Source organism: Clostridium porci, assembly GCF_009696375.1.
Taxonomy (GTDB): domain Bacteria; phylum Bacillota; class Clostridia; order Lachnospirales; family Lachnospiraceae; genus Enterocloster; species Enterocloster porci.
Genome location: NZ_VUMD01000018.1, coordinates 44797 through 66794, shown reverse-complemented (window position 1 = coordinate 66794; position 21998 = coordinate 44797). Strand labels below are relative to the sequence as shown.

The following is a 21998-nucleotide window of genomic DNA, read 5'->3' as shown; positions in this document are numbered from 1 at the left end:
CATACGAAATGGAAAGGAGAAGGATTATGATTGGAGTCCTGGCTCTTCAGGGAGCATTTGCAGAGCATGAAAAAGTCCTGGATAAGCTGGGGGCTGGCTGGCGCGAGATTCGGAAGGAATCTGATCTCAGGCAGCCCATAAAAGGTCTTATACTTCCTGGCGGTGAAAGCACCGTTCAAGGCAAGCTCCTTCTGGAGCTTGGACTTATGGAACCTATCAGGCATCTTCTGGAGAAGGGCATGCCTGTACTTGGAACCTGTGCGGGGCTGATCCTTTTAGCGGAAAAGCAGACAGAAAGGGATACGGCCTATCTGGGGACTCTGCCTGTAACCGTGCGGCGCAACGGCTATGGCAGACAGCTGGGGAGCTTTACCACCAGATGCTTATATGAGGGAATTGGAGAAATTCCTATGACCTTCATCCGGGCCCCTTATATAGAGAAAGCAGGGAAGGGGGTACGGATTACCGCGGTGGCAGACGGGCGGATTGTAGGTGTCGAGTATGAAAATCAGATAGCCATTTCCTTCCACCCGGAGCTGGATGATGACCTGTCTGTGCATAAGAGATTTTTACAGCTGGTTCAAGGAACCGATCCCAGTTTCTAAGACGCAGCTCATATCTGGTTCAGCGTTTCAAAACCCCAGGAGCCGATCAGCGTAAGCTCTCCCTCTATCTGGCAGAGTCCATAGACTTCTCCTATTCTCTGCCGTAACAAAGGGAACCGATTTAATCGACCTGCTTTAGCAAGCGCCGGCGTTCATTTCCTGGAAATCCTCTTGCAGCATACCCTTGGCACGTATATTCTTATAGATACAGGATATATGCCGGAGAAACCAAAAAGGCGTATTACCAATTTCGAAAAATACCTTGTAATTTGGGTTAATATTAAAAGAATCAGTAAAGACTATATCATGAAACAAGCCTTAAGCAAACTGTATCTGCGCCAGTTAAAATTTATAATAGGAAAATGATTCAAATCCAAATACGCCGCACTGCCAAACCAATGAGGAGGAAACAACCATGCCAAACCATCTTCTCAATGAAATGTCACCCTACCTGCTTCAGCATGCCCAAAACCCAGTGGACTGGTATCCCTGGTCAGATGAGGCATTTAAAAAGGCAAATGCCCAGGATAAGCCCGTTTTTTTAAGCATTGGCTATTCCACATGCCACTGGTGCCATGTCATGGCCCACGAATCCTTTGAAGACGAGGAAATTGCCCAGATTTTAAATACCTATTTTGTTCCGGTAAAGGTAGATCGTGAGGAGCGGCCGGAGATCGATATGGTATATATGTCCATTTGCCAGGCCATGACAGGGCAAGGGGGATGGCCCCTTACTATCATCATGACTCCCGGTAAAAAGCCGTTTTTTGCGGGAACCTATCTTCCCAAACGCTCCCGGTATAACCTGACTGGATTACAGGAGCTTTTAACAGGCATCGCCAGGCTGTGGAGCAGCGACCGAAACCGGCTTCTTTATGTGAGTCAGGAGCTGTTAGCTGCCATAAAGGACAGACAGGCTTCCTGGGGCGGTGAGAAACCATCCTGGAAGCTGGTAGAACAAGGCTTTCAGGAATTGAAGGCGGCATTTGATCAGGAATACGGCGGATTTGGTCAACCTCCCAAATTTCCCACCCCTCACAATCTTCTTTTCCTTCTGATGCTTTACAGTGAACGTAAGGATGCTAGCGCTCTTGCCATGGCAGAGAAAACCCTTACCTCCATGGCTAGGGGCGGTATTCATGATCAGCTTGGGGGCGGCTTTTCCCGCTATTCCACAGATAAAGCATGGCTGACGCCTCATTTTGAAAAAATGCTCTATGACAACGCGCTTCTCACCCTGGCCTATCTGGAAGGCTACAGGCTTACCAATTCTTCTTATTATAAAAGGACAGCCCAGCATATACTGTCCTATGTAGACCGGGAGCTGAGGGACAGGGAAGGCGGCTTTTACTGTGGACAGGACGCGGACAGCCAGGGGGTTGAAGGCAAATACTATATCTTTTCCGCAGAAGAAATAGGAAAGGCTCTGGGGAATGAAGACGAGGAAAGGGAGCTTTGCCTCTGGTTTGGAATCACGAAAGCAGGAAACTTTGAAGGAAAGAATATTCCTAATCTTATCCATAATCAGAATTACGCAAATGCAGACAGCCATATGGACGAGCTCCGCTGGAGGCTCTATGAATACCGCTTGAAACGAATGCCGCTTCACAAGGATGACAAGATATTGTCCTCCTGGAACGCAATGATGATTATGGCCTACGCAAAGGCAGCTTTCCTTCTCAATAACGCTTCTTATGAGGAAATAGCAAAAAGCGCTCAGAAGTTTATGGAAAAGAACCTTGTTAACAAGCAGGATCGGCTTCTTGTACGGTACCGGAAAGGCGAAAGCGCCTTCCCCGGCAACCTGGATGACTATGCGTACTACAGCCTGGCGCTTCTGTCTCTGTATGAGCTTACACTAGATATCAACTATCTGGAGCTGGCAGTCCGCAGAGCTGGACAAATGGAAGAGTATTTCTGGGACAATGAACATGGAGGCTTTTATTTTTACGGAAAGGACGCGCCTGAATTAATTCACCGGCCAAAGGAAATTTACGACGGGGCAATCCCTTCTGGCAATTCAGCCGCAGCTCATGTCCTTCTGTCCCTTGCAAGCCTCACTGCAAACCAAAGGTGGCGAGCCCTTGCAAACCGTCACCTGAGTTTTCTGGCAGCCGGCGTAAAGGATTATCCGTCAGCTCACAGCTTTTCACTGATGGCATTTATAAGGGATATGGGGGAAGAGAACCAGCTTGTGTGTGTTTCAGCAGAGAATCAGGTGCCCCAAGCGCTATACGACTATATAAAGGAGCAAAAAAGCCATATCCCTTACGTCCTTTTTAAATGTCCGGACAACGCAGAGCGCCTCTTGAGGCTTGCCCCTTTTACCAAGGAATATCAGATTCCTGAACATGGAGTTTGTTACTACGTTTGTCAAAACCACGCCTGCGGCCTTCCCTCCGCCAGTCTTGGGAGCGCTAAGCCTACGGCTGACCAATCACCCAACGTAAAGGAGTAGAACATGAAAGCCATCTGCAGCAAAGAATCAGCCTCTATATGGAGCAAAACCGTACAGCTTCCTCACACAGAGCCGCTGCCTGGAGCTATCACCGTAGAGGCAGCGGTTATCGGAGGGGGGATGGCCGGGATCTTAACCGCCTATCTTTTAAAAAAACAGGGAATCCATGTGGTTGTCCTGGAAGCAGATCGGACTGCCGGAGGACAGACCAAAAACACGACAGCTAAAATCACCAGCCAGCATGGCATATTCTACAAAAGCCTGCTTCAAAAGGCCGGAAGAAAACGAGCAAGGCTATATGCCTGTGCCAATGAAGCAGCTATCAACGAATACGAAAAACTGATAAAAGAAGAAAATATAGAGTGCCATTTTAAGAGGCTTCCTTCCTACCTTTACTCAACGGACGAAACCAGACGGACAGAGCTTATGCAAGAAGCGCAGACTGCGGCCTCCCTGGGGATACCGGCGTATTTTACGGAACGTACCGGACTTCCCTTTCAAACTGCCGGAGCCGTCTGCTTTGAACGTCAGGCCCAATTCCACCCCCTGGAATTTCTCAAGCCTTTAACAGAAAAAATAAGCATTTATGAAAAAACCAGAGTCCTAAAGGTAAAAAAACATGTGATAATTACAGACAGAGGCAATGTAACAGCCAAGCATATTATCTTTGCCTCCCATTATCCATTTATAAACATCCCTGGCCTTTTCTTTGCGAGACTCCATCAGGACAGAAGCTACTGTCTGGGGCTCTCCGGCACAAAACGCCTTGATGGCATGTACTACAGTATCGACAAAGAGGGCCTCTCCCTCCGATGGTCAGAGGATACGCTTCTCCTTGGAGGTGGTTCACACCGGACCGGCAAAAATCCGTCAGGCAGAGAATATGAAGCTTTAAAAATGGCGGCAAAACGGTATTTCCCCAATTCCCGGATCGAAGCGCTCTGGTCTGCACAGGACTGCATCTCCCACGACGGTATCCCCTTCATTGGAGCATATTCTATATTCAGACCCTACTGGCATGTGACCACAGGCTTTAAAAAGTGGGGAATGACATCCTCCATGTTATCTGCAATGCTTATCAGAGATCGGATCTGCGGCCTGGATAATCCCTATAAAGACCTTTTCCGGCCACAAAGGTTCCTACTTCGCGCATCCTTCAAAGGACTGCTTGCAGATATATGGGAAAGTACAAAGGGACTTGCCAAGGGAGCCTTCCATCTTCCCCTGAAGGCAGAAGGCCTTTCTCCAGATCAGGGGAAAATTGTAAGAATTGGGTTCAGACGCTATGCCTGCTATAAGGATCAAACAGGAAGACTTCACAAAATATCCGCCAGGTGTCCCCATATGGGATGCCAGTTGGAATGGAATCCGTCCGAACGGAGCTGGGACTGTCCTTGTCATGGTTCCCGGTTTGATTCTGACGGGAGGCTGATTGATAATCCAGCCCAGATACAAAACCGGCTATAAAGGAATGTTTGCTTTATACTGAAAGAATACAAGTTACCGCATATCTGGCAGGGAAGCGTGCTGCGGCCATCAGAAGAAAATGTGGAATCTCTTGTTAATAGCTGTATCTGCCTTGCAGCGTAGAATGATTCTGCCCCATAATGCCATTACAGCACTACAGGGCAGAATTACATCTTACTTAGGTTCTGTATATCATTGCTTCAATCATTTCAAATCTTAACACAGCTTTTTTGCAGTGTCAATCAGGCTTGTCATTCATATGCAAACCTATCTTAACCGATCCAATCTAATCCCAATGCAGCTCATACCAGCTTATGTATATACTTACTATTCAATTCTTTAGTCCTGCTTTGGACACTAAACCGAATACACTCATCCACGATTTTAAAAACCACAAGCGCCATCTATATCACAACTTCAACCTCGTCAATCGCCTTCCCAATATCATTTCTCATATACTTATTTTCAAATTCAATCCACTCCACCGCCTGATAGGCATTCTCTCTGGCTTTCTTTAAAGTCTCTCCTTTTGCTGTCACTCCCAGCACACGGCCGCCGTTGGTTACGATATTGCCTTTTTCGTCAAACCGGCTTCCTGCATGGAATACATAATATCCCTCCCTATTCTTAAAGGTTTCAAGCCCGGTTATTCGATACCCCTTCTCATAATGCTCCGGGTAACCGGCGGAGGCCAGCACGACGCAGACAGCCGCGTTATCCTCAAATTCCAGCTCTATCTGATCCAGCGTCCCGTCTATGCAGGCCTCCAACACATCTACAAGATCATTTTTCATCCTCGGCAATACCACCTGCGCCTCCGGGTCTCCGAATCTGGCGTTGTACTCCAATACCCGCGGTCCCTTTTTTGTAAGCATCAGCCCGAAGAAGATGACCCCCTTAAACTGACGGCCCTCTGCTTCCATAGCGTTGACGGTTGCCTGATAGATGTAGTTCTTGCAGAAAGCATCTACCTCCTCTGTATAAAAGGGGCTTGGGGAAAATGTTCCCATTCCTCCTGTATTCAGGCCCTTATCTCCATCCTCCGCCCGCTTGTGATCCTGTGCGGAGGCCATAATGCGGATGGTTCTTCCGTCTACAAAGGAAAGCACAGACACCTCCCGGCCTGTCATAAATTCTTCTACTACGATCCTGTCTCCGGCAGAGCCAAACTGTTTATCCAGCATCAGGGCCTTAACCCCTTCCCTGGCCGCCTCTCTGGTATCGCAAATCAGGACGCCCTTTCCTAAAGCCAGCCCGTCCGCCTTCAGAACCACGGGAAGAGGGGCCGTCTCCAGATATGCCAGGGCAGACTCCGGCGAATCAAAGGTTTCATACCCGGCTGTAGGAATGTTATATTTCTTCATCAGGTCTTTGGAAAATGCCTTGGAGCTCTCCAGAATCGCGGCATTCTTCCTAGGTCCAAATACCCGAAGCCCTCTGTCCTCCAGCACATCTACAATTCCTCCAGCCAGAGGGTCATCCGGGCCCACAACGATCAGATCAATAGCCTCCTGTTCAGCAAAGTCTGCTATTTTTTCAAATTCCATCACCCCGATATCCACACAAGCTGCGTACTCTGCAATCCCCGCGTTGCCTGGAGCGCAGTATAAACGCTTCACCCTGGGACTCTGGGCAAGCTTCCAGCAAATTGCATGTTCACGGCCTCCGCCGCCAATTACCAGTACCTTCATCTTTGCTCCTCCTGCTTCTCATTGGCAATCATATTGATAGCCTTGGGGAGAATTACCCACTCTGCCTGCTCCATCACCCGTCTCTGCAAAGACTGAGGCGTATCTCCTTCCTCTACCTCCACAGCCTTCTGAAGAATAATCGGGCCTGTATCCATACCGTTGTCTACATAATGGACGGTCGCCCCTGTCACCTTTACGCCTCTTGCAAGAGCAGCCTCATGAACCCTCAATCCATAGTACCCAACGCCGCAGAAGGAAGGAATAAGGGAAGGGTGTATATTAATAATACGTCCTTCATATTTTCTGGTCACCGCCTCCGGTATCCTCACCAAGAAGCCGGCCAGAACGATTAAATCCAGGTTATATTCATCTAGCTTTGCCAAAAATGCCTCGTTAAAAGCCTCTCTGTCCCCATAGCTTTTGGGAGAGATACACACAGAGGCAATACCGCGGCTCCTGGCCCTCTCCAGCCCATAGGCTCCAGGATTGTTGCTGACGACCACTACGATTTCCGTATTGGTAATCTGTCCGCTGTCTATGGCATCCAGTATAGCCTGAAGGTTGGTACCCCCTCCGGATACCATCACGCCTACCCTCAGCATAAGGTCACACCCTTCTCTCCTGCTTCAATGAAGCCTATCACGTAAGGAGTCTCTCCGGCTGTCCTGACAGCCTCCAGGGTTCTCCCTTCATCCTCCGGATCTACCGCGATTATCATGCCAAGGCCCATATTGTAGGTGCTGTACATCATCTCCTCTTCAATGGCTCCCTTTTTTGCTAAAAGGCCGAAAATTGCCGGAACCTCATAGCTTCCCTTCTTCACTACAGCCCGTGTTCCTTCCTTTAGCATGCGGGGAATATTCTCATAGAAGCCGCCTCCGGTAATGTGGCTGCATGCCTTCACTCTCACGCCAGCGTCCTTGATGGCTTTCATGGCCTTTACATAGATTTTGGTGGGAGTAATCAGCGCCTCCCCAAGGGTTGTGCCCAGCTCGTCATAATAGGTATTCAGCCCCTCTGCCGTCAACTCATCTTCAAAAACCTTGCGCACCAGAGAGAAGCCATTGCTGTGAACGCCAGAGGAGGCCATGCCAATGAGTACATCCCCTTCTTTCAAATCCGATCCGTCAATCAGATCCTTTTTGTCAGCTACACCTACGGCAAAGCCTGCCAGATCGTATTCGTGAATCGGATAAAATCCCGGCATTTCAGCCGTTTCTCCGCCTATCAGAGCGGCGCCGGACTGCCTGCACCCCTCTGCCACGCCGCTTACGATGGTGGCAATCTTCTCCGGAATATTTTTGCCGCAGGCAATATAATCCAGGAAAAATATAGGCTCCCCGCCTGCACAGGCTACATCATTCACGCACATAGCCACACAGTCGATTCCTACCGTATCATGCTTATCCATCAGAAACGCCAGCTTAAGCTTTGTCCCCACTCCATCTGTACCGGACAAAAGCACAGGATGCTCCATTCTCTTAACAGCGTCCAGAGAAAATGCTCCGGAGAATCCGCCGATTCCACCCATAACCTCAGCTCTCATGGTTTCCTGTATATGCTTTTTCATCAATTCTACTGACCGATAGCCTGCTTCAATATCTACTCCGGCATTTTTATAATCCATGCTCTTATCCTCCCTTTCCGGCGCTGCGCAAACATGCTTCTAATCAACTTCCTCTTCCAATCGGGCTGCCTTATAAGCTCCGGCCTTTCCCAGGCAAATCCCTCTATCTCATCTGGGACAGATACTTCCTAAAGCCCAGCTCATCCAGCCTTTCAGCCTTCTTTACCACATCGCTTTTAAGGCTCTCAGAATATTTCTTAAGCCTGGCTAACAGCTCGTCATCAGAAGCTGCCAAAATCTTGGCTGCCAAAATACCGGCATTGGCCCCTCCATTGATAGCAACCGTTGCAACCGGAATGCCGCTTGGCATCTGAACAATGGAATACAGGGAATCCACGCCTCCCAGATCTGAGGTCTTCATAGGAATGCCGATAACAGGCAAGGGGAAAATAGCGGCGCACATACCTGGAAGATGGGCCGCCTTGCCAGCTCCTGCAATGATAACCTTAAGGCCCTTGCTTTCCGCTGCCCTTGCCCAATCGAAAAAGATATCCGGCTCTCTGTGCGCAGAGATAATTGTCATTTCATAATCGATACCAAACTGCTCCAGAATATCGGCTGCCTTTGCCATAACCGGCATATCTGAATCGCTTCCCATTACAATTCCTACTTTTGCCATTGCTCCTTCTCCTTTTAATTCTCATTTTTTATGAATAATTATTAGTATTACTTATAATTATCTTTTTATATCTTAATATTTCTTATAATTATAATACTAGGAAATAGCTTTGGAGTCAATAGGCAATCTGTAAAAAGCAGCTGCCAGAGGCTTCTCCTTCGCCTCAGCAGTGATTCAGGCCTCCTTTAGCGCCTCATTCAGAGCCTCGGTACCCTCCAGTACAAACCGGCCCTGCCGGATGATCCACACCTCTGTCCCATTTTCAGACACCGCCTTTATATCTCCCAGCTCTGAATAAGGGATTGTAATATCCGTATGGCAGCTGAAATAAGCCCTGGACATATCCGCCTTGCGCAAACGGGAAATCTCGTTGTCCCTTGCGATCATTTCCTTGCCGTCAGGATTATACATAGGAGAATCCTCAGAAAAGCTGTAGCAGGTATCGCCAACCGCAAAGTGAGGACCCATTTTCTCCGCAATCAGGATAGGAAGCTTGTTCTCAATATGAAACCTGCGGGCCATGGCATAGGCCGTCGTATTGGTGCCAATGGCAAATTCTCCAAGGGGAAGCCAGCGGTGGCCCTGCATAATCACCTGCTTGATCAGAGCCCTGCCCTGGTTACGCCCCTCTGAGCCATCCGATCCAGACTCTATTCCAGCTCCTGTTCCTTCCCCTTTCTTACTCCTTGAGTCCCCTCCATTGCCTGTCCTTTTATGGCTTTCAGCTCCATCCTCACATTCAAAATTGCTGCAGGAATACTCTGTCACTCTCCCGTTTTCAAACCACATACGTAGATTTTTAAATTGGTAATCCCCTATATACACGCTGCTCACATGGAGAAGCCCCTCTGTTCCTGTAAGCAAGGGTGATGTAAATACTTCCCCCAGAGGAATATTTACATCGGAGACGCAATTTTCAAAGTTCGTTTCCTTTGTTCTGTCCTTTAATGGATGGAGCATAACCTTCATGGAGGTCTCATTTTTATCCTTTCCTGTAATGATTACATACTGGGCTTCGTCCAGAGCATCTATGATGCGCTGCTGAATCCGCTGGTATTTCTCATAATCCAGCGTATTAATGCGGATCGTTTCTCTGAAAATCTCCTCAAAATCAGCGCCGATCTCCGGTGTTGGAAAGGCTATGATCGTAAAGCTGGTTTCATCCTGGGGCATGTACTGATTTATAATCTGCCTGGACTCATTGGCATAAGCTGCAGTCAGCTCTTCCTGATGTGCGTTCAGCCCCAACGCCGTTTTCTTATTTACAGGCGTAAATCCATCTTCCCCAAAGGTTTCCACCAAGGCAGGCCCTGCGCACCAGGCAGCCTCCTTCCTGTATTCTTCATAGGCAGCCTTCAGCACAGCTAGCTTACGCTCCTTGAATCCATTTCCCATGTAAAGGGCACTGTCATAGCGGTGGTCATAGTCATATTGACGGTTGGCCGGAGTACCGTAATAGCCTCTGCGGCCATTGGCTCTGCGGTTTACAGTTTCCACCGCCGCCCGGTAAACGATAACCTCCAGCCCCATGGCCCGGAAATTCTCCACTGCCTTTCGTATCATCCGCTCAAAGCCCAGCTGATATTCCACCACCACCGTTTTTTTCTTCGTTAAATCTCTTCCCATAACCTCAAAGCCCCTGCGGTAGCCTTCGGTGTAGGTGTCCGCCATCCTTTGGATAACCTCCTGGGGCAGACGATTCATAAAGGAAGCTATCTTAAGCTCAGCTTCGGAAATATACTCGCCATATTGATACAGATAGCGCAGATCGGTCAAATCGCTGTTCATAATAATATCCGTTCCAAAGGAAAGCTTCGGATCTAACCCCTCTCTTACTCTCCATGTCACGGTCAGATCTGTATAATCGCTGACGAACCAGTAAAGAGCATCCTTAACAGCCTGCTGATCCGGAGTCTCCCTGCCCTCTTGCCAGGCAGCAGCAAACAGGTTATAGATCTCCAGAAACACCTCGTTAAGAATGGTAATTTGTGTCAGCCTCATCTCAAAGGCATACACAATATCCGCCCGAATCTCCGTATAGAGAAATGACAAAAGGGGGCCAAATCCGTCTCCCAGGGCTGCCACAGCATAGTCCGGGTTCGCCCAGCTTCTATCATAATGATCCGGTAAAATATCCTGATAAAGGGCATTGTTTTCCCTTTGAAGCTCATCCAAAGACAGAGAATCCCATCCCCTTTTGTCTTTCCTTCTTTCCACCATCCCATCAATCTGCCGGATAAATGCGGCAGTCCTCTTAAAATAGCCGCCATAGGGCAGCTTCATCTCCTCTGTTTCCAGACCTTTGATTCTCCCCATGGACAGCTCATAGCGCTCTTTTATGGCGTCATTTTCTTCCTTCAATAATATTGTGTAATCCATCACGGCGTCTCCCATCTACCTTATAAATCCGGTTACGATAATAACACCCCAAAATATAACCAGTACCAGACTCATCCCAACTCCAATTTTAGCCAGTATGTAATTGCGCTCCTTTTCCTGGAAGGACAAAATTCCAAACCATACTCCCATAAAGGCCATGAGAATACTGGACAGCCCATAGGCCCCTGTATTCAGCGCTCCATTGCCGGCTGTGGAAACAGAAAGATACATGGCAGCTGCGGCCAGTATCAGGCTCACCAAGCCCAAGCCCAGGCTGAAATAGCTGTTCTTTGCCAAAGGATTTTTCACATAAGATACCTTTTTACCAATCTGCTTCACTGTCCACGACTCCTCTGTTTTAATTTTATCCTCCCCCACTGCGCTGCCTGATAGGCCCCAAAGCCAACGGCTGCTCCCAGGGTATTAAGGATCATATCGTCCACATCAAAGCTTCCCACCATAAAAATAAGCTGCAGGGTTTCCAATGTCAGACTGAACCCAAACCCCAGCATTACCGTATTATACCATTTCTTACTGCGTCTGCTGATAATGGGAAGAAAAAAACCAAATGGAGCAAACGCCGTCACGTTCCCTACAATATTGATCAGAAACAGCAGGATTCCTACTACGTCATAATAGCGGAAGTAGCGTGTAATTTCATTGAAGGGTACCAGATTATACCGATAGCCCCGGCTGGTATCTGTCCGCCCGAAGCTCTCCGAAAAAAACATCAGATAGGCCAGCAGGCACAGATACAGGATAAACAATACCCAGCCCAGCTTCTGGCGTTTTGTCGTATTTCTAATCATCAGCAGCCCCGTTCATTAAAACTCAAGTTCCGATTTGCGCTTTAGCAGCAGAGAACCGTTGACAATGGAAATAATTCCCACTGTCAGTCCTGTAACTGCCATAATAATACCCACTGCAATACAGCCTGCCCCCGTATTGCGCATAGTCTTATATACTCGTTCCATATGCTTCACATCCTTCTTAAGCTTCATTTTGTTTTTTACTGTCACAGACTGCCTATACCTGCGCACCATACTGCTGGTAATAAGCGTCTAGGGCTGCCTTTAGCTCGTCTCCGATTATCACCTGACCATTGATCTCCTTATTATGAAGGTACTCCACCACATCTGCCATGGAAACGATGGCGGCAGTTGGAAAGCCATACAGCTCCCTGATTTCATCTAGTGCGCTGCCTGATCCCTTGCCTCTCTCCATACGGTTTAAAGATACCATCAGCCCCTTGATCTCTATGTTCCCCTGTGCCTTTAGAACCGGGAGGGTTTCTTCAATGGATTTGCCGGAGGTGGTTACATCCTCGATTATCACGACTCTGTCTCCATCTTTCAGAGGACTTCCAAGGAGAATGCCGGCGTCTCCATGATCCTTTACCTCCTTGCGGTTGGAGCAGTAGCGGATATCCCTGCCGTATAAATCACTGATTGCCATGGTCGTGGCGACACTTAATGGTATTCCCTTATAGGCCGGTCCAAAAAGCACGTCAAAATCCAGACCAAAGCTATGGTGGATCGCCCTTGCGTAGTACTCTCCCAGCTTTTTAAGCTGGGTACCAGTTACATAGCTGCCCGCATTCATGAAAAACGGGGACTTGCGCCCGCTTTTTAATGTGAACTCACCAAATTTAAGCACGTCGCTCTCCACCATAAATTCGATAAATTCCTGTTTATAGCTCTCCATATATTGTATCCTCCCTTTCCTGTTTTATCCTTTTCATCTAAGGTCTGGCATAAGTTTATGGTTTTCCCAATAAGCTGGCCGGATTTTCCCATTGGGTTCGCCAAAGCAGCCATATTTCGGCGGCGGCTTAAGGCTTGCAGCCTTTTGCACACCTTACTATATACCGCTTATTTTACCGCTCCGATTAGCTGGCTGATGTCCTCAATTCCATAGTCTTCCATGTAGGCTGCAATTTCTTTTACGGTCTCTGCCGTTGCGTAGGGATTGTAAAAATTTGCGGTTCCGATCGCCACAGCGGTAGCTCCTGCCAGTATAAACTCCAAAGCGTCATCCCCGTTCTGGATTCCTCCCATTCCTATTATGGGAACCTTTACAGCCTGGGCTGCCTGATAAACCATACGGACTGCCACCGGCTTAATAGCAGGGCCTGAAAGGCCGCCGGTCTTGTTAGCCAGAGCAAAGGCCCGCTTATGAATATCAATCTTCATGCCGGTCAAGGTGTTAATCAGGGAAATGGCGTCCGCTCCTCCTGCCTCGGCTGCCTTTGCCATTGCTGTGATGTCTGTGACATTCGGGCTCAGCTTCATGATAATGGGCTGTCTGGCATGGGATTTCACAGCTTTTGTAATTTCCTCCACTGCCCTTGGTTCCTGGCCGAAGGCAATGCCGCCTTCCTTTACGTTCGGGCAGGAAATGTTAATTTCCAGCAGATCTACCGGCTCGTCGCCCAGGCGTTCCACCACCTGAATATACTCTTCTGTAGTCTTGCCGCAGACATTTACCACAATCCTGGTATCATACTGCTTTAAAAAGGGAATATCCCTCTTTGCAAATACCTCAACGCCAGGGTTCTGGAGACCGATGGCGTTAAGCATACCCCCATGGGTTTCCGCAATTCTGGGAGTTGGGTTTCCTTCCCAGGGCATGCTTGCCACACCCTTTGTAACCACTGCCCCCAGACTGTTTAAATCCACAAACTCGCTATATTCCGCGCCGGAACCAAAGGTACCGGAAGCCTCCATTACAGGATTTTTAAATTCCACACCTGCAATCTTTACACTCATATTCATAGACGGCACCTCCCTTAAAGTTCAATCTCATCTGCCAGAAATACAGGGCCATCCTTGCAGACGCGCTTGTTGTTTACCTGAGAATGGGGGTCAATACTTTTAGACTGGCATACGCAGGCCAGACAGGCCCCTATGCCGCAGGCCATCTTCTCCTCCAGAGAGAGCCAGCATTCGATGCTCCGTTCAGTCCCATAGGCCTTCAAGGCACGCAGCATGGGGGTCGGTCCGCAGGCATAGAGGATTTCCCCCTCCAGGCCCTGTTGACGGATTACATCCAGCACATTCCCTCTGGTTCCCACGCTTCCATCCTCCGTCGCCACGTAGACTGGTCCGAAGGGTTCAAATTCATCCTTTAAAAACATCTGTCTGTCCCGGTAGCCCAAAATGATCTGAACCATGCCTCTCTTATTGGAATCGGAGCCACCCCCATTTGCCCATGAAAGAGCCCTTGCCAACTCCAGCATAGGCGGAATACCGATTCCTCCGCCGATTAGTAAAGCCTTCCTTGCCTGCTTTACTGGAAAGCCGTTGCCCAAGGGCCCCAGCACTTCAATCCTATCCCCTATGTGAAGCCTGGAAAACTCTCTCGTACCTGCTCCTGCAACACGGTACACAAGGCGCAGCTCCCCCTTCTCCCTATGGATGCCGCAGAGGCTGATTGGCCTTGGAAGCAGCTTTGCCCTGTCTTGTGAGTACAGGGACACAAACTGTCCAGGAACAGCCTGGTCTGCTATCTGAGGCGCCCTTACCTTCATATCAAAGATACCGGCCGTCAACTGGCTATGTTCTGTAATTTCTGCTGTCATTTTCACCTTTGCCATCGTTATTTCTCCATCTTTGTATTTTGCAGCTCAGGGAGGGCGTTACCGGAGCCATTATAGTACGTTATTGATATCCGCAACCATATCCAGCACTGACTGCCTGGACGCCTGTCCAAAATTCTCAGGACCAAAGCTCTTATATTTTTCCTGCTTATATGCCGCAATAATGCCTCTGGAGGAATTGACAATGGCTCCCAGTCCGTCTTGATTAAAGCAGTATTTCAAATCCTCAGCAGTGCCGCCCTGCGCTCCGTAGCCTGGAACCAGAAAGTAAGTGTCAGGCATCTGCTTCCTCAGAATTTTACTCATCTCAGGATAGGTAGCTCCCACGACTGCTCCCACATTGCTGTAGGCTCCGTCCATAGACTGAGCTCCCCACTCCACTACCTTATCAGCTACCCATTCATAAAGCGGCCTTCCGTCAATCAGGCGATCCTGAAACTCCCCGCTGGAGGGATTGGAGGTTTTAACCAGCACGAAAAGGCCTTTATCCTCGGCGTCGCACACATCCACAAAAGGCTTTACACCGTCAGTTCCCATGTATGGATTTACTGTAAGCATATCCACATCAAAGCCTCTGCAGGCTTTGCTTCCCACCTGCACCTGCCCCAGATGGCCTGCAGCATAGGCAGCGGATGTGGAGCCTATATCCCCTCTTTTTGCATCGCCGATTACAATCAGCCCCTTGCGGCGGCAGTACTGAATCGTTTTCTTATATACAGTTAGCCCCTCAATGCCAAACTGTTCATACATGGCAATCTGCGGCTTAACAGCCGGAATTAAATCCCAGATACTATCAATGATTTCCTTATTAAATTGCCAGATCGCATCCGCCGCCCCTTCCAGCGTCTCGCCAAAAGAATCATAGGATTTTAGCAATACATGTTCTGGTATGTAGGACAGCATAGGATCTAAACCTGCGCAGACAGGGGCGTTGGTACTCTTTATTTTCTCAATCAGTTGACTAATCATAGCCCATCCTCCTTTTTATTGTAACCATTCAGCGTCTGTCATTTGAACGCTTTATGTAATCTTTCCTGGGCTCTATGCCAGAAGTCCGCAGACTAATTACCATTTTATCATAGAACAGTGTGGGTTTCAAGAAAGGAACGCACAGGAAATCGTCTCTTTTTGTCGTCACATGTCGAATTGTTTTTATTGCTTTTTGTATACAATCTGGTTTAAACTTATTCTATCATTATCTTGATGAACAAAGGATAGAAAACAATTTCAGAGAGGAGAAAAAATGGAAGTACAAAAAGCACTGACTGAATTAACCTTCTTCAAAAAAGAAATTGAAGAAGAGATACTTAAGCTCCAGGAACTTACATACACAAAAGACGAACGATTTCTATATTCCAATATTACTTTTATAAAAAGCGATCTAGAATATATCGCGGAAAGTATCGACTATCTGAACAAGCCTATCGTGCAAACCGGCTACCTCCATACAGAGGACGGTCATATTTATATTGATGATTTCCTGTTGCAGGCAGGAGACTGTATCGAAGTATTCATAGACAACGAGTGGGTAAGCGTGGATATTTTTTATGTCCGAGGGCAGCTTCAGGCAGAATTTCTCACTTCTCATTTAGAGGAAGGAACGATTCCAAGCCGCATACGGATGACCACAGAAGAATTCAGCCTCCGCCAATAAAAGCATTTCATTCTATCGTGACAATATCGGTAAATGAAGGAGCTGTTTAAAAATAGAAATACAATAGCAAATGAAACGAAAATCAGTCTCTCTAAAACAAAAACACGGTTCCAATGCCCTTTTATAGCCATCGGAACCGCGTTTTTTGTGCGGCATTTTCTTAAAGCCTTGGTTTGCAGCATTCTCTCTCCGACAGCCTTGGTTGTTATGATAAATATTCTCATTTAAAGCTATGGACAATTCCATCCGATTCTTGTATGATAGTTTTACAAGTTAGTATGAACTAACCCCTATCACCCAAACGTCTATAAGGAGGCACAATATGAGTGTTGTTATCATTGGCGGTCACGATCGCATGGTAAGCCAGTATAAAAAAATATGCAAAAGCTATAAATGCAAAGCAAAGATATTCACACAGATGAGCGCTAGCCTGGATAAGCAGATTGGCAGGCCGGATTTACTGGTACTGTTCACCAACACCGTATCTCACAAAATGATTCGCTGCGCATTGGATGAAGTCGATGAGAGCAGCACAGAAATTGTACGCTGCCATACCAGCAGCGGTACAGCTCTTACAGAAATTCTTGCGCAAAAATGTTCTGTCTGTGCCGCAAACTGACAGGCTGAACCATCGAAGCGCTTTTGTACAGCAGCCAGGATTTTCTCAGATGCTTTTCAGACATCCACCGCGGACTTGTGCCCCTAGGGTTCTGGTCCGCTTTTTATTTTCAATATGCAGCTTTTTTATCTATAAGCATGATTCAATTCCCACCGTACCCTTGCCGCCTGCTCTCCATCCTCCACACGTTTGAAGGAAGAAAGGCTGAACCACAAGTATCCAGGCGTTTCTATCCTGATGCTTAACAGACTTTTTATTTCTTTAATACCCCTGCTTTCTCTCCAGCATCAGCAATCCCTCCAGAACAGCCCCCGCAATACATCTGGCCTTATCCGATATGGTGAAGCAGCTCTCATATTCCCTTTCCCTTGGATCAATATCCGCAATCTTAAGCCCCTTTTCCACAGGAAAGCCATCCTTTATTATCCCTCTTAAGAGACCAGTAACGGACGCTTCCACAGCCACCTCTCCCTGCCCTGTAACCACCGTACCGATCATCTGGCCCTTAACCACCCGGTCTCCTATCCCTGCTTTCCCCAGGAAAATACCTCTGGCTGGGGAATGAATCACCCGCTCTGTTCCAATCCCCTCATGCTTTCCCGGAACCCCTGTGTCCGGCAGCGCTGAGCCATACCCGATAATCCGCCCCAGGTTGTGGCCTCTCATGGTTTCAATTACCAGATCCACATCCTTCCCCGCCGTAAACCCAGGCCCCAGACCGATGATCTTATCTGCCATCTCTCTTGTAGTACCCACGTTTCTCTTAGCAAGAATTCCGTCTACCAGGGCCCAGGGCCGCTTCTTCTTAAGAACATTACAGGTCTCGTCAATCATAACCGGAATATCTCCTTCCTCCAACACAGCGCAGGCCTCCTCATAACAGGATACCTTCACCGCTCTGACCTCCTCCACCTCCCAGCTCCCTTCATAGATTGCTTCGGAAAATGCCACAAAACGGCGGATAGCAGATGGAAAACCACTCTCCAGCACCAAAACCGGATAGCCGCACCGGTGCAGCTTGTGTATGATTCCAGTGGCAATCTCTCCTCCGCCTCTGACTATAATCAACTGATTTTTTCTTTCCATAATGCAGCAATTCCCTTCTCTCCTTAAGGCTTTACCAGTAAACTGGCTCCTGTGACGCGCTCCATGCTTTCATACATATAGGTAACAGTTCCCGCTCTCAGCTCTTCCACCAGCCCATAGTGATTCAAGCAGGCCCATAAGTAAGGATCTTCGCTCCCCTGGACTCCAGCTCCTCTTCTGTCCATCCGCGTTGCCATTGTCCCCATCCCTTCCTTCTCCTTTTTTCAGACTAGCTACAATTCCATATTGCTGATTCTTTCACTGCCATAAACAAATCTCTTATGGCATGCCCTTTTTTAAATTCTGGTCGCCTATTACAGTTTTTATGTATATTTGCCTTCTGTCAAAGGAAATGCACCTGACGTTCCAGCGTTGTCCTGAGTATCTTGTTTCATCCATTTTTTTAATTTAGATAGAGCCGGCTCCCTTATACTAACACCTGGGACTGTTATTTGCAAGTAAAATTCAAAAATTTTTAGATATACAAATTTTTTTTGTAATCCCCCCTTGCAATCTATTTTTTTTATGCTATTATGGAACCATAAACAATATTTTTCAAATCTGCAAAATACTTATTATATAAAATATACTATGTATTGCATTTTAGCTCAGTAAATCAAAAGCCACGCCAATTCATTTTTCAGGAGGGGATGCCCATGGTTAGACCCGCGTGGGTCACAGCTAAGCTGTCATACATTTGGAGCATCCGGGAAAGGAAGAGAAAAGCTATGACCTATATATTAGACCTGTTGACGCAGCTTGCAGACGGCCTTGCAAAGCAGTTCGGACCTGACTGTGAAATCGTCATTCATGACCTGAAGCGGCATGATCTGGAACATTCCATCGTACATATCAACAACGGTCATGTGACAAACAGAAGGGAAGGCGACGGCCCTTCCAAGGTAATTCTGGACACACTCCGTAGAGATCCGGCTGCTTTGAAGGATCATCTTGGCTGTCTCACTCGTACCGGCAATGGCAAGATTCTTAAATCCAGCACCTTCTATATTCGCAGCAAGGAAGGTGATGCTGTGGATTATCTGCTTTCCATCAATTACGACATCACCGGACTGATAACCGTGGACCGCTCCATCAAGGCCCTGATTGATACCGAGCCTCAGACAGAAGGCAAGCAGCAGCCAGAGCCAGTCGTCCGCAACGTCAACGACCTGCTGGATATGCTGATCGAACAATCAGTGGATATGATAGGCAAGCCTGCCGCACTGATGAATAAAGAAGAGAAGGTAACTGCTATCCAGTTTTTAAACGATGCCGGGGCTTTCCTTATTACAAAGTCAGGGGATAAGGTTTCTAAATATTTCGGAATCTCCAAATTTACCTTGTACAGCTACATTGACATAAACAACCGCAAATCAGAGGACAAAGGCTAAGCAGCACGCAAACAGCGTTCCATAAGAGCTTTCCTTAATATGCCTTAACTCCTCTGACCAGGATATACAGGCCCTTTAAAGGCCCTTTGCACTATTTCTGCATTTTTCTTTGGCATATGAGCGTTAGTTCAGTTCATAATCTACTATAACCTGCGCCTCGACCCTGACCTGGCCAGGCATTACCGCCATATCAGCAGCTACTGACGTCTCCTCCTCAGCAGCCATCATCCCTCCTGCCGTGTTATAGGAAAAATATCTTGTATTTGGATTATATCCTGCTTCCTCCACACGTGCAACGCCTGCTATGGTCTTGCCGCCGGCCTCTGCCAAAGCCTCCGCTTTTCTCTGTGCCATATCCATGGCTCCCTTAAGCGCCTCCTGATAGCTCGCGTCGTAGTTACTAGCGAAGTAGCTAACAGAATCAATACGGTTCACTCCCGCAGCAACAGACTGGGACATAATGGCTCCTACCTGATCAATGGGGATATCAGATACAATCAGGCTGGTATTCATCTCATATCCTGTTATCTCCTGAGTAGGTGAATTCCAATCATGGATTGGGTTTAAGCCATAAGATGAGGTCTGTATGGACTTCTCATCCACCCCCAGCCCCTTAAGGATCGTTACAGCCTTATTCAAATCCTCTGAATTTCTGGCCTGGCAGGCCTCTGCCGTGGCCTCCTGACTGAAAATGGAATATTCAATCTGCGCCATATCCGGCACCACCTTTACCACTTCCTTACCAGTCACTGTAATAACGTTTCCGGCAGCATCCACATTTTGTACCTTCAACGTATCCGGCAGCTGTGCCGCTCCATTGCTACAGCCGCTGATCCCTGCCACTGTCACAGAAAAGGCTGCCGTCAGACCTGCCGCGCATACAATTCCTTGCATCAATCGTTTCATAAGATCTCCTCTCCTTAAAACCTGTAGTATACTTCTGCTATCCTTATATTACCAGGAAAGGAAGGTCAATGGTATTTCTTTTCTCTTAAGTTTCTGATGGTTTTTATTAACAAAGTTTCTACAAATTTGTTATCTTTGCTCCCTTGACATTTCAAACAGAAATTGTTAAGATGTAAAAGACTCAGATATTCGTTAGCATGCCAAGCACAATACACTGGATTTTCAGGGGTTGTACTGGTTTCGACGGGGGTCATGCAGCTGGTGAAGCTATCCCCATGCGATGGGTTAAATGGCACAATTAAAATTAAACGCTAACGACGAATTAGCATACGCTGCCTAATGGCAGCTGTCAGACTTAGAGCACTCACACTTTAAGACCCTGGCATCGACTATGTGAGAAACGACGTGTGCAAAGCTTTGAGCATACGGGCGTATGATGAAGCTACTAAAACCATCCGGGTGTCCTTTCTCTGATGGCGGAGGGAATGTCAAATAAGGGACTATGATAGTAGAAGAACAGGGAATTGGTTTTCGGACAGGGGTTCGATTCCCCTCAGCTCCACTTTTAGGAAGTGCGTATTTGCGGGAAACAACGTAAATACGTACTTTCTTCATTTTGTAATCACGTCTGGCATATGGCGGAACTTACCTGCACTGTGCGCAAGCCATATTTGAACACACCTTTATGCAACCATTATGACAGGTATACAGCATTTTCACTCGTTCGTTCGGATTTTCGTACATTTTGCACTTACTGATACTCTCTTACAATCCGGTCTGAATTTTTCACCTTCATCCTGATAAATTTACTGTTTAGGGGGATTAGCCTATTCCTACGGGCCGAAAGGCCCCCTTTTCATCTGTCTCAAGGCAAACGCAGCCTTCAAACATGCTGCCGTCCTCCTTTACTCTATATAGCTTATCCTTCCATATAACCCACGCATCCTTAGCCATTGCTCCATTGCTTTGGAGATAGTACCATGTTCCATCGGCTCCGGTTTTCCAGTTATCACACACCATCATGCCGTCTCCATCAAACCAGTACCAATCTTCACCATCCTTGTACCAGTCATTTGTCACATAAAGTCCTGTATTTCCCAAATAAAAACGCCAGCCTCCATTCTCCTCCACCCAGCCAGATTGTTTTATCGACTTGATATTATAGTAAAGAACAATCGCGTCTGCCTGGGCTCTGGCGAGCTTCTCTAAATTTGCTTCATCCAGAAGCCACTTTGTGATTACGGAATTGGTGTGAAAGGAATTTTCCAAAATTAGCCCCGGCGTCCCCACCGCTGTGGCGCCCCGAAGCACCCCATAATAGTCTCCCTTCTGACCTCTCCTATGCTCGATTCTGGCAGTCTGTTTTGTTCCAATGGTTTTTTCCACCGCCTGGGCCAGCGCCATTCCAATTCCGTCGGCTTTGCCGTTAATGGCACAGTAAGCCGCAGGATAATCTATGGAATTATTCACTGCTTCCCCTGCTGCATTGGAGTGCTCTGAGATAAAAAGATCGCAGCCAATCGAGGCGGCGCCTCTGTCATAAAGGCTTTTGTCCGTGTCCCTGTGTTCTCTTGTTAATATCACATTTATACCATATTTCTCCAAATACTTTTTTACCAATAAATGAAGCTTCCATACCATGACCGATTCATAATAGTTTTGATCAGCCGGGCTCCTGTTGTAGCTTCCATAATGGCCTGCATCCAAACATACCTTCATATCTATATTCTCCTTTCCTTATTATAATATATTATCATATGCTGAGTCTCCAGGATTGTCCCCACGCTGACACGAAAGCGCTATCTGTCGGATGTACGAATGCCTTCTGGCCTGTCCTTGAATATTCTGCCTGAGCCAGTGGCAAGGGAGTATTCACAAACTTATCACAGACTGTTCAT

General features: G+C 47.5%; 22 protein-coding genes and 1 other RNA gene. 7 read left to right on the top strand and 16 right to left on the bottom strand.

Annotated features, from left to right (window positions below):
• The first annotated feature begins 23 nt into the window (after positions 1 to 23).
• The 3 genes from pdxT to FYJ39_RS16750 all read left to right on the top strand — a co-directional run bounded on the left by pdxT (position 24) and on the right by FYJ39_RS16750 (position 4530).
• Positions 24 to 605 carry a pyridoxal 5'-phosphate synthase glutaminase subunit PdxT gene (pdxT, locus tag FYJ39_RS16760; protein ID WP_178257924.1) on the top strand — a complete coding sequence of 194 codons (582 nt, stop codon included), beginning with the start codon at positions 24 to 26 and terminating at the stop codon, positions 603 to 605.
• 415 nt (positions 606 to 1020) lie between these two features.
• Entirely contained in the window at positions 1021 to 3063 is a 2043-nt protein-coding gene (locus FYJ39_RS16755) for a thioredoxin domain-containing protein (RefSeq protein ID WP_154473569.1), read from the top strand.
• Positions 3064 to 3066: 3 nt separating this feature from the next.
• Positions 3067 to 4530, top strand: a complete 1464-nt coding sequence (locus tag FYJ39_RS16750; RefSeq protein ID WP_154473568.1) for an FAD-dependent oxidoreductase — start codon at positions 3067 to 3069, stop codon at positions 4528 to 4530.
• Positions 4531 to 4934: 404 nt separating this feature from the next.
• On the opposite strand, the gene purD is transcribed toward FYJ39_RS16750, so the two are convergent.
• From purD to pyrF, 12 genes are all read right to left on the bottom strand, one after another.
• Positions 4935 to 6221: a phosphoribosylamine--glycine ligase gene (purD, locus tag FYJ39_RS16745; protein WP_154473567.1), complete on the bottom strand. Its 1287-nt coding sequence runs from the start codon at positions 6219 to 6221 to the stop codon at positions 4935 to 4937.
• Positions 6218 to 6823: a phosphoribosylglycinamide formyltransferase gene (gene purN, locus FYJ39_RS16740; protein WP_154473566.1), complete on the bottom strand. Its 606-nt coding sequence runs from the start codon at positions 6821 to 6823 to the stop codon at positions 6218 to 6220. Before purN ends, purD begins: the two co-directional genes overlap by 4 nt.
• Positions 6817 to 7848: a phosphoribosylformylglycinamidine cyclo-ligase gene (purM, locus tag FYJ39_RS16735; protein WP_154473565.1), complete on the bottom strand. Its 1032-nt coding sequence runs from the start codon at positions 7846 to 7848 to the stop codon at positions 6817 to 6819. The genes purN and purM overlap by 7 nt, the downstream gene beginning before the upstream one ends.
• 103 nt (positions 7849 to 7951) lie before the next feature.
• Positions 7952 to 8467, bottom strand: coding sequence for a 5-(carboxyamino)imidazole ribonucleotide mutase (purE, locus tag FYJ39_RS16730; protein ID WP_154473564.1), 516 nt, complete (start codon positions 8465 to 8467; stop codon positions 7952 to 7954).
• A 174-nt stretch (positions 8468 to 8641) separates the two neighbouring features.
• Positions 8642 to 10846 carry an aminopeptidase gene (locus FYJ39_RS16725; RefSeq protein WP_154473563.1) on the bottom strand — a complete coding sequence of 735 codons (2205 nt, stop codon included), beginning with the start codon at positions 10844 to 10846 and terminating at the stop codon, positions 8642 to 8644.
• 15 nt (positions 10847 to 10861) lie between these two features.
• A complete protein-coding gene (locus FYJ39_RS16720) occupies positions 10862 to 11185 on the bottom strand; it encodes a DUF6142 family protein (protein WP_178257911.1) in 324 nt (107 codons plus the stop codon).
• The gene (locus FYJ39_RS16715; RefSeq protein ID WP_154473562.1) at positions 11182 to 11655 is read right to left on the bottom strand and encodes a VanZ family protein; all 474 of its coding nucleotides are present in this window, start codon (positions 11653 to 11655) and stop codon (positions 11182 to 11184) included. The genes FYJ39_RS16720 and FYJ39_RS16715 overlap by 4 nt, the downstream gene beginning before the upstream one ends.
• 15 nt (positions 11656 to 11670) lie before the next feature.
• A complete protein-coding gene (locus FYJ39_RS20580; RefSeq protein ID WP_195840467.1) occupies positions 11671 to 11820 on the bottom strand; it encodes a hypothetical protein in 150 nt (49 codons plus the stop codon).
• 52 nt (positions 11821 to 11872) lie between these two features.
• Positions 11873 to 12550 (bottom strand): orotate phosphoribosyltransferase, encoded by a 678-nt coding sequence (gene pyrE / locus FYJ39_RS16710; protein ID WP_154473561.1) that lies wholly within the window; start codon positions 12548 to 12550, stop codon positions 11873 to 11875.
• Positions 12551 to 12717: 167 nt separating this feature from the next.
• Positions 12718 to 13620: a dihydroorotate dehydrogenase gene (locus tag FYJ39_RS16705; RefSeq protein ID WP_154473560.1), complete on the bottom strand. Its 903-nt coding sequence runs from the start codon at positions 13618 to 13620 to the stop codon at positions 12718 to 12720.
• Positions 13621 to 13634: 14 nt separating this feature from the next.
• On the bottom strand, positions 13635 to 14441 hold the full coding sequence (locus tag FYJ39_RS16700) for a dihydroorotate dehydrogenase electron transfer subunit (RefSeq protein WP_154473559.1): 807 nt from the start codon (positions 14439 to 14441) through the stop codon (positions 13635 to 13637).
• A gap of 54 nt (positions 14442 to 14495) precedes the next feature.
• Positions 14496 to 15413 (bottom strand): orotidine-5'-phosphate decarboxylase, encoded by a 918-nt coding sequence (gene pyrF / locus FYJ39_RS16695; RefSeq protein WP_154473558.1) that lies wholly within the window; start codon positions 15411 to 15413, stop codon positions 14496 to 14498.
• 274 nt (positions 15414 to 15687) lie between these two features.
• Between pyrF and FYJ39_RS16690 the strand changes: the two genes are divergently transcribed.
• Entirely contained in the window at positions 15688 to 16098 is a 411-nt protein-coding gene (locus FYJ39_RS16690; protein ID WP_154473557.1) for a hypothetical protein, read from the top strand.
• A 322-nt stretch (positions 16099 to 16420) separates the two neighbouring features.
• Positions 16421 to 16717 carry a DUF2325 domain-containing protein gene (locus tag FYJ39_RS16685; RefSeq protein ID WP_154473556.1) on the top strand — a complete coding sequence of 99 codons (297 nt, stop codon included), beginning with the start codon at positions 16421 to 16423 and terminating at the stop codon, positions 16715 to 16717.
• Positions 16718 to 16978: 261 nt separating this feature from the next.
• Here the strand turns inward: FYJ39_RS16685 and yqeB are convergent, their stop codons facing one another.
• Positions 16979 to 17803: a selenium-dependent molybdenum cofactor biosynthesis protein YqeB gene (yqeB, locus tag FYJ39_RS16680; RefSeq protein WP_154473555.1), complete on the bottom strand. Its 825-nt coding sequence runs from the start codon at positions 17801 to 17803 to the stop codon at positions 16979 to 16981.
• 23 nt (positions 17804 to 17826) lie between these two features.
• Positions 17827 to 18009, bottom strand: a complete 183-nt coding sequence (locus tag FYJ39_RS16675; protein WP_154473554.1) for a hypothetical protein — start codon at positions 18007 to 18009, stop codon at positions 17827 to 17829.
• Positions 18010 to 18459: 450 nt separating this feature from the next.
• On the opposite strand from FYJ39_RS16675, the gene FYJ39_RS16670 reads away from it, so the two are divergent.
• Positions 18460 to 19194, top strand: a complete 735-nt coding sequence (locus tag FYJ39_RS16670; RefSeq protein WP_407923859.1) for a helix-turn-helix transcriptional regulator — start codon at positions 18460 to 18462, stop codon at positions 19192 to 19194.
• Between the two features lie 123 nt (positions 19195 to 19317).
• Here the strand turns inward: FYJ39_RS16670 and FYJ39_RS16665 are convergent, their stop codons facing one another.
• The gene (locus FYJ39_RS16665; protein WP_154473553.1) at positions 19318 to 20100 is read right to left on the bottom strand and encodes an SIMPL domain-containing protein; all 783 of its coding nucleotides are present in this window, start codon (positions 20098 to 20100) and stop codon (positions 19318 to 19320) included.
• Positions 20101 to 20325: 225 nt separating this feature from the next.
• Between FYJ39_RS16665 and ssrA the strand changes: the two genes are divergently transcribed.
• Positions 20326 to 20665: a transfer-messenger RNA gene (gene ssrA / locus FYJ39_RS16660) on the top strand.
• A 257-nt stretch (positions 20666 to 20922) separates the two neighbouring features.
• Here ssrA and FYJ39_RS16655 read toward each other — a convergent pair.
• Complete coding sequence (locus tag FYJ39_RS16655) at positions 20923 to 21819, bottom strand: N-acetylmuramoyl-L-alanine amidase family protein (protein WP_154473552.1); 897 nt, start codon at positions 21817 to 21819, stop codon at positions 20923 to 20925.
• Positions 21820 to 21998: the final 179 nt, after the last annotated feature.

Excerpts from the sequence above, each read along its gene's own strand:
- FYJ39_RS16755 (WP_154473569.1), top strand. The coding sequence starts at position 1,021 with ATGCCAAACCATCTTCTCAATGAAATGTCACCCTACCTGCTTCAGCAT.
- FYJ39_RS16750 (WP_154473568.1), top strand. The coding sequence starts at position 3,067 with ATGAAAGCCATCTGCAGCAAAGAATCAGCCTCTATATGGAGCAAAACC.
- purD (WP_154473567.1), bottom strand. The coding sequence starts at position 6,221 with ATGAAGGTACTGGTAATTGGCGGCGGAGGCCGTGAACATGCAATTTGC.
- purN (WP_154473566.1), bottom strand. The coding sequence starts at position 6,823 with ATGCTGAGGGTAGGCGTGATGGTATCCGGAGGGGGTACCAACCTTCAG.
- purM (WP_154473565.1), bottom strand. The coding sequence starts at position 7,848 with ATGGATTATAAAAATGCCGGAGTAGATATTGAAGCAGGCTATCGGTCA.
- purE (WP_154473564.1), bottom strand. The coding sequence starts at position 8,467 with ATGGCAAAAGTAGGAATTGTAATGGGAAGCGATTCAGATATGCCGGTT.
- FYJ39_RS16725 (WP_154473563.1), bottom strand. The coding sequence starts at position 10,846 with ATGGATTACACAATATTATTGAAGGAAGAAAATGACGCCATAAAAGAG.
- FYJ39_RS16715 (WP_154473562.1), bottom strand. The coding sequence starts at position 11,655 with ATGATTAGAAATACGACAAAACGCCAGAAGCTGGGCTGGGTATTGTTT.
- FYJ39_RS20580 (WP_195840467.1), bottom strand. The coding sequence starts at position 11,820 with ATGGAACGAGTATATAAGACTATGCGCAATACGGGGGCAGGCTGTATT.
- pyrE (WP_154473561.1), bottom strand. The coding sequence starts at position 12,550 with ATGGAGAGCTATAAACAGGAATTTATCGAATTTATGGTGGAGAGCGAC.
- FYJ39_RS16705 (WP_154473560.1), bottom strand. The coding sequence starts at position 13,620 with ATGAATATGAGTGTAAAGATTGCAGGTGTGGAATTTAAAAATCCTGTA.
- FYJ39_RS16700 (WP_154473559.1), bottom strand. The coding sequence starts at position 14,441 with ATGGCAAAGGTGAAAATGACAGCAGAAATTACAGAACATAGCCAGTTG.
- pyrF (WP_154473558.1), bottom strand. The coding sequence starts at position 15,413 with ATGATTAGTCAACTGATTGAGAAAATAAAGAGTACCAACGCCCCTGTC.
- FYJ39_RS16690 (WP_154473557.1), top strand. The coding sequence starts at position 15,688 with ATGGAAGTACAAAAAGCACTGACTGAATTAACCTTCTTCAAAAAAGAA.
- FYJ39_RS16685 (WP_154473556.1), top strand. The coding sequence starts at position 16,421 with ATGAGTGTTGTTATCATTGGCGGTCACGATCGCATGGTAAGCCAGTAT.
- yqeB (WP_154473555.1), bottom strand. The coding sequence starts at position 17,803 with ATGGAAAGAAAAAATCAGTTGATTATAGTCAGAGGCGGAGGAGAGATT.
- FYJ39_RS16675 (WP_154473554.1), bottom strand. The coding sequence starts at position 18,009 with ATGGGGACAATGGCAACGCGGATGGACAGAAGAGGAGCTGGAGTCCAG.
- FYJ39_RS16670 (WP_407923859.1), top strand. The coding sequence starts at position 18,460 with ATGGTTAGACCCGCGTGGGTCACAGCTAAGCTGTCATACATTTGGAGC.
- FYJ39_RS16665 (WP_154473553.1), bottom strand. The coding sequence starts at position 20,100 with ATGAAACGATTGATGCAAGGAATTGTATGCGCGGCAGGTCTGACGGCA.
- FYJ39_RS16655 (WP_154473552.1), bottom strand. The coding sequence starts at position 21,819 with ATGAAGGTATGTTTGGATGCAGGCCATTATGGAAGCTACAACAGGAGC.